The 6,288-nt window shown below is 45.8% G+C and carries 3 protein-coding genes; all 3 read right to left on the bottom strand.

The annotated features are described in order from the left end of the window. A partial coding sequence (locus tag GX419_03725; GenBank protein ID NLI23799.1) for a SusC/RagA family TonB-linked outer membrane protein occupies positions 1 to 2,480 on the bottom strand: 2,480 nt, incomplete at its 3' end. A gap of 23 nt (positions 2,481 to 2,503) precedes the next feature. Next, on the bottom strand, positions 2,504 to 3,832 hold the full coding sequence (locus tag GX419_03720; GenBank protein NLI23798.1) for a pectate lyase: 1,329 nt from the start codon (positions 3,830 to 3,832) through the stop codon (positions 2,504 to 2,506). Between the two features lie 137 nt (positions 3,833 to 3,969). After that, positions 3,970 to 6,267, bottom strand: coding sequence for a T9SS type A sorting domain-containing protein (locus GX419_03715; protein NLI23797.1), 2,298 nt, complete (start codon positions 6,265 to 6,267; stop codon positions 3,970 to 3,972). Positions 6,268 to 6,288 lie beyond the last annotated feature (21 nt).

Below are 6,288 nucleotides of genomic sequence, written 5' to 3'. Positions count from 1 at the left end.
GTAACAAAACCATACATTAATCCCACAGGTTTACCAACCTTAACAATATAGTCAGCCCCTACATCATTGTTCCATCCTGAGCCTTGCAGGAAATAATCACTACCGGTTAGACCCAGTTCTTCAACTTTGTTTTTGTTAAAGGAAATGTTCATGTTGGCTGTCAGCCGCAGATCCTTCTTTTCAATAATAATGGCATCCAGAACGAATTCAATACCCCTGTTTGAGGTCCTTCCAATGTTTCTCATCTGGTAGAGGTATCCTGTTTCCGGTGGAACTGTTGACTGAATGAGAAGGTCTTTTGTGGAATTTTTATAGAGGTCAACATTCAGCATGATGCGGTTTTTAAATATTCCAATGTCAAGTCCTGCATTCCTTGTAATGGTTGTTTCCCATTTCAGGTCGGGATTGGGCAAATTATTTGGGTCAGGGTAGAAGAAGGTATAGGGGGTTTCGTTAAGGTAATACAGTTTATCGTTGGCAACTTTGAATGTTGTTCTCCAGAGCATGTCGTCAATTCTGTTATTTCCGGCCTGACCGTAACTTGCCCTGATTTTAAGGTAAGACAATACCGGGATGTTTTTCATAAAGGGTTCCTCACTGATTCTCCAGCCTGCTGAGAAGGAAGGAAAAATGCCCCAACGGTTTTTAGGGCTGAATTTGGATGAACCATCTGCCCTGATGGTAAAAGAAGCCAGGTAACGGTCTTTGAAACTATAGTTGGCACGGCCAAAGAAGGAAGCAAGCTTGTCGGCTGTTTCAAAGGTGTAAGGAGGCTGGACATCTTCTCCCAGCGCCATGGATCCCAGCGCCATGTTGGCAGTAATATCGGCCGGAAAGGAACGAACTTCTTCGGAGAAAACTTTGGAACGGCTGTCGATTATTTCCTGTCCTGCCATGATGTTCATTGAATTTCCTCCGGCAAATTCCTTCAGGTCATAGGTGATAAGATTTGCCATCCTCAGGGTAATTTTTCGGCTTTCCTGGATAGCGGCTATTGGTTTGTTTCCATACTGTCGGGCAGCTACTGTGGTAAGACCGTCAAAACGGTCTCTTCTCTCCTGGAAATTATTATAGCCCAGTTCCATGCGGTAAGATAAGTGGGGGATAATGGTGTATGTAAATGCTCCGTTAAGGGTGGCCAGTGTCTGATGTTTAAGCCGGTATTCATCATGAGCGAGAGTTACGGGATCGGTAAGGCCGCTTAGTTCATAGTAAGCATCATCCTGAAATTCCAGATCGGGGTCGGAGGTGAAATCATACAAACCATTTATTGGCCGGTAGATAACACTATGTTTAAGCCGGTTTGTTGTGGAAGTTCCCGGATCAGATGTTCCTGCTCCTTTTACTTTGGTATCGGCCAGCTTGACGTCGAAGCTCAGTTTGAGTTTTTCCGTTGCGGCATTGTCAAACCTGAAGTTCACGTTGTTTCTGGTATAGCCCGATTCAATCATAATCCCTTTATCTTCATTGTTTGTAAGGCTAAGACTGTAAGTGGTTTTATCACTTCCTCCTTCCAGACTCAGATTATGATAAATGGTAGGTGCGTTCTGTCCGAATACTTTTTCCTGCCAGTCTGTTCCTTTTATATTGCTGTAGAGACTGTCGAGCTGGTTCCATGTACCGAACCTCTTGGTGAAATTGTTCCGGTCGAGTGCTGATCCCTGGGCGCGCTCATACTGTGCAACAGCAAATTCATAGGGTGACAGAACGTCCAGTTTTTTTGCAATTTCCTTGGTCCCCATGAAGGCATTATAGGAAATGCGGGTTGCTCCTTTTGAACCCGAACGGGTGGTAATAATTACAACACCGTTGGCTCCACGGGCACCATAAATGGCAGTGGAAGATGCATCTTTGAGAACATCGATGGAAACAATATCGGTAGGAGGGATGCTTCCGATATTATCAACCGGAAAGCCATCGACAATATACAGCGGTGAATTATCCTGGGTAATAGAACCTCCTCCTCTTACGCGAATTCTGACATCCGCATCGGGAGATCCTTCCGACGTGGTAATCTGGACACCTGCCAGCCGGCCGGTAATTGCCTGTGCAGTTGATGTGAGTGGAATATCCCGCAACTGATCTCCTCCAACGGAAGAAACTGATCCCGTCAGGTCTCGTTTCTTTATTGTACCATATCCAACTACTACGATTTCATCCAGTAGTTCGGTTTTGGGCTGCATAGAAACGTTGATTTCAGTTTTTCCAGCAACCGGATGTTCTTCGCTGATCATTCCTACATAGGAAAACACAAGGACATCCTTATCCGGATTGGTAACACTGATTTTATATATTCCTTCAAGGTTGGTTATGGTTCCCTGTGTGGTTCCCTTGATCAGTACAGAAACCCCGGGCAGAGGTTCTCCGTTCTGATCGGTGACTTTTCCGGTAACCTGCTGGGCAATTAAATTAGCTGATATTGCCATCACAAAGGGCAACAACAGAATTCTTAAAAGCTTTTCTTTGATAAATGTCGGCATAGGAAATTTCATTATGGATTTTCTCATTTGTCAACTGGGTGGTTATTGGTATTTACCAGGCTGTTTATATACATTTCCAGGTTGGTGTAGCCGTGATTCAGAGTGTTAAGTGAAGCATCCATGGGGTTTTGCGGATTCAGGTTATGTTGTCGTTCCCAGGAATCCGGGATTCCGTCCATGTCGGTATCTTCCGGTGCCTGAGTGCTTTTCAGAACCGGCCATCCGCCTGCCTGGTTCTGGGTATTTATAATTCCTTTTGTTCCGCAGTGCCAGGTACTGTTAAGGGTCTCATAAACAATTCGGCTGTCAATAGTGTCGCGTTTCAGTGACGCGCCTGCCTGAGACAAAACTTTTTCGAATGCCGATTTTGCCGGTTCAGGAACAACTGAAGGATTTATTTTCACCTGCTGTGTGAGAAAAATAGTTCCGGCTATCGGATTATCCGTTTCCACTCCCAGCCGGTTATTCTTCGTGACAGAATCATTTCCTTCGAGTACATTGCCTGAAAGATAAAACCAGCCATAGGGGGGGTAGGGTTCCAGAAAAAATCTGGCCTGCGATCGTGCCGTAGCCGGACCGGGTTTGAAATAATTTCCTGCAAGATTATAATGCCCCTGTTCCCCACCGTATATGCATTTGCTTCGCCAGTTATAGACAATATTGTTCACCATTTCAGCACATTCTTTTTCGGGCTGGTGGTGATACCGGCTTCCCTGCAGCCTGGGATTCCGGCTTATGTGGTGTGCCAGAAGATTATGATGGAACGAGGCATTCATTCCTCCCCATATTCCTCCGTATCCATGTTCTCCTTTTTTGTGAACTGACATATCAAGGCTCTCACTGATGATGCACCATTGCAAAGTAAAATTCTCATTATCGTAGAAAGAAGCAGTTTCGTCAACTGACCAGCTGAAACTGCAATGATCAATAATTATATTGCTGTTTCCTTTTGAGTTAATGCAATCAAAGGCCATTCCTGACTCATCGCCAAGTCGTATTCGTATGTAACGTATGATGATGTTATCGGCATGAATGATAAGAGGATATTTTTTAAGGCATATGCCGTCACCTGGCGCAGTCTGGCCGGCAATGGTAAGGTTTCCTGATTTTATTTCAAGGGGTGATTGAAGTTCAATGGTGCCTGAGATATGAAAGACGATTGTGCGGGGGAAATTCTTTCTGATAGCATCCCGCAGGCTTCCCGGCCCGTCGTCATTCAGATTGTCAACAATCAGGGTTTTCCCTCCTCTTCCTCCGGTAGTGAACATTCCGGCGCCTTCTGCTCCCGGGAAAGCAGGAATTCTGTCAGGATTCCCGGATACCCGGTTTCCGGTAGATTTTTCCGAAGCCATCAGAAGCAGAAATATCATTCCTATTAATGGTATCACCAGCACTCGCATAGCAGGCCTGTTTTGTTTAGCAGCCGGCCGGTTTCTGGCCGGCCGGCTGAGGTTCAGAAAGCACCAGCTATCATCCGGCAAAAAGTTAACTATTCGCTTTTGACAACTTTCATTGTCATTGAAAGGTCTGCATTTTCAAAGGTAAGGAAATAAATACCGGTTTTGATATTTTTCAGGTCAACCGTTACTTTTGGTTCAAAGCAGTTCCTTGTGATCAATATTTGTCCCAGGGTGTTTTTTAAAGTAAGTTTTCCAGATGACGGGAGGGTTACGGTAATTTGTTCACGGGCAGGGTTGGGATAGAAACCGAACTTTCTGGCTCCGTTATCGCTGATTCCGGTTACCAGAATATGGACTGAATATGTGGCAGTTGTTCCGTCTTCAGCCGTTACTGTTATGGTAACATCAGCCGGGAACGTGGAAATTTCTCCGGTTCCTTCCACACTGGCCCTGTCATCATTCGTGGTGGCCGTTATGGTAACGGATGTTGTTCCCGACGGCAGTTCCAGTGTATAGGAAGTAATCTGGGGATCAAACTCCGGGGACAAAGTTCCTGTGCTTACTGTAAGTGAAGCCAGACTGGCGTCGTTTGAAAGGACCGAAATACTCACAATATATTCTTTGGTCGTTCCATCTTCGGCTGTTACCGTAATTACTGCATCAACAGGGAATGTTGAATACTCACCGGTTCCTGTCACGGTGGCTCTGGCGTCATTAGGAGTTGCATCAAGGTTGACACTGGTGGATCCTGCGGGCAATTTCAGAACATATTGTGTTATTTCGGGATTGAATTCGGGGGAGAGTGTCCCTGATGCGGGAGTAAGTGCTGAAAGTGTAGCGTCGTTTGAAAGAACGGAAATGCTGACCGTATATGTCCTGGTGGTTCCGTCCTCAGCAGTTACTGTTATTACTGCATCAGTCGGGAATGATGTATACTCGCCGGTGCCTGTTACAGTTGCTTTAGTGTGGTGAGCTGCAGCATCAATGGTAACGCTGGTTGAGCCGGCAGGGAGCTTCAGAGTGTATTCAGTAACATTAGGGTCAAAAGCGGGCGAGAGAGTTCCTGTATTCGGTGTTAATGCGGCAAGCAACGCATCCCCTGAGACAACTTCCTGAATAAGCGAATCAGGAATGAAATAACCTCTTTGGGGAGCGTAGGCACCGGATTCATCCCAAATAATCCAGTCGACAACACCTCCGAGACTCGAGCCGGAATTTCCGTCGCCAAACCGGAACCATTTATTGGTTGTGCTCGTTGGAGTTATTACCGTTGCCAGGGGAACAGGATTTTCGTCAAGGTAGAAGTTCACCAGGTTTTGATTTTTGGTAATCCGGTATATGTGCCATCCTGTAGCTTTTTTCATCGTTCCGGTTGTTCCGGATTCTTTTAATTCCCATGTATTGTCGGTTTTGACATACAGCCTTTCACGCGTTCCGAAGTGCTCGAAATCGAACTCCATAACCCTGTTAAGTGTATCGGATACACCTTTGACACGTGCCACCATAGTGACGGCAGGTGGTTCATCAGACGGCCAGTTATATCTCCACATGAATTTACTGGCGGCAGGATGAACAATCAGTTCAAGGAGTGAATTGCCCGGATGGTCCGGATCGTCCAGCAGGGTATTGGTATAGGTTCCGGAAACATTACTGGTAATAAATACAGGCGTATTGGCACTGGGAAGTACCCGTCCGGAATAAACTTTCCATCCTGCTTTCCTTTGAATCAGGGAATCCGGAATGGCTGCGCCCTGCCCCGGAGCAAAGCATCCGGTTTCGTCCCATATAATCCAGTCGATCAAAGCACCTGTGGTTGTAGCTCCATCGTTATCCCCGAAACGGAAGTATTTGTTTGTGGTTGTGGTTGTGGTCTTTACAGCAGCTATCGGAACCGGTTGTTCATCTAGATAGATAAATACGCTGTCGTTCTTCATCGAGAACCGGATCATATGCCAGTCAAGAACATTTGCCGGAAACGTTCCCTTGAATCCGGATTGTTTCAGCTCAAAGGTGTTGTCTTTTTTGATTACGATCCTTTCACGGAATGAGCCGGTTTGCATATCAATTTCCATTACCCTGTCAAGGGTGTCGGAAATTCCTTTTAAACGGGCAACGAGAGTTACATTGGGTACGGCGGCTGAGAAATCATACTTCCATAAAAACTTGGCATCTTTTGGGTACACCGTAAACGAATAGAGCGAATCGCCCGTTTTTTCGGGATTGGGCAAGATGGCTTCAACAGGAGGTGCTCCGGTAGCACTATTTGAAACAAAAGCCGGATTGTTCTGGCTGGGAAGCACTTTTCCCATATAAACTTTCCAGCTTTGTGCCTGGATAGCGAAGAAAGCTACCAGCAGGAAACAACTCAGGGTAGTGATTTTTTTCATAAGCAGTCGGTTTTAGATGAA

The sequence above is a fragment of the Bacteroidales bacterium genome (assembly GCA_012517825.1).
Lineage (GTDB): Bacteria > Bacteroidota > Bacteroidia > Bacteroidales > JAAYUG01 > JAAYUG01.
This window is presented reverse-complemented; position numbering and strand designations above follow the sequence as displayed.

Coding starts and splice junctions, on each gene's coding strand:
- GX419_03720 (NLI23798.1), bottom strand. CDS start 3,832: ATGGCTTCGGAAAAATCTACCGGAAACCGGGTATCCGGGAATCCTGAC.
- GX419_03715 (NLI23797.1), bottom strand. CDS start 6,267: ATGAAAAAAATCACTACCCTGAGTTGTTTCCTGCTGGTAGCTTTCTTC.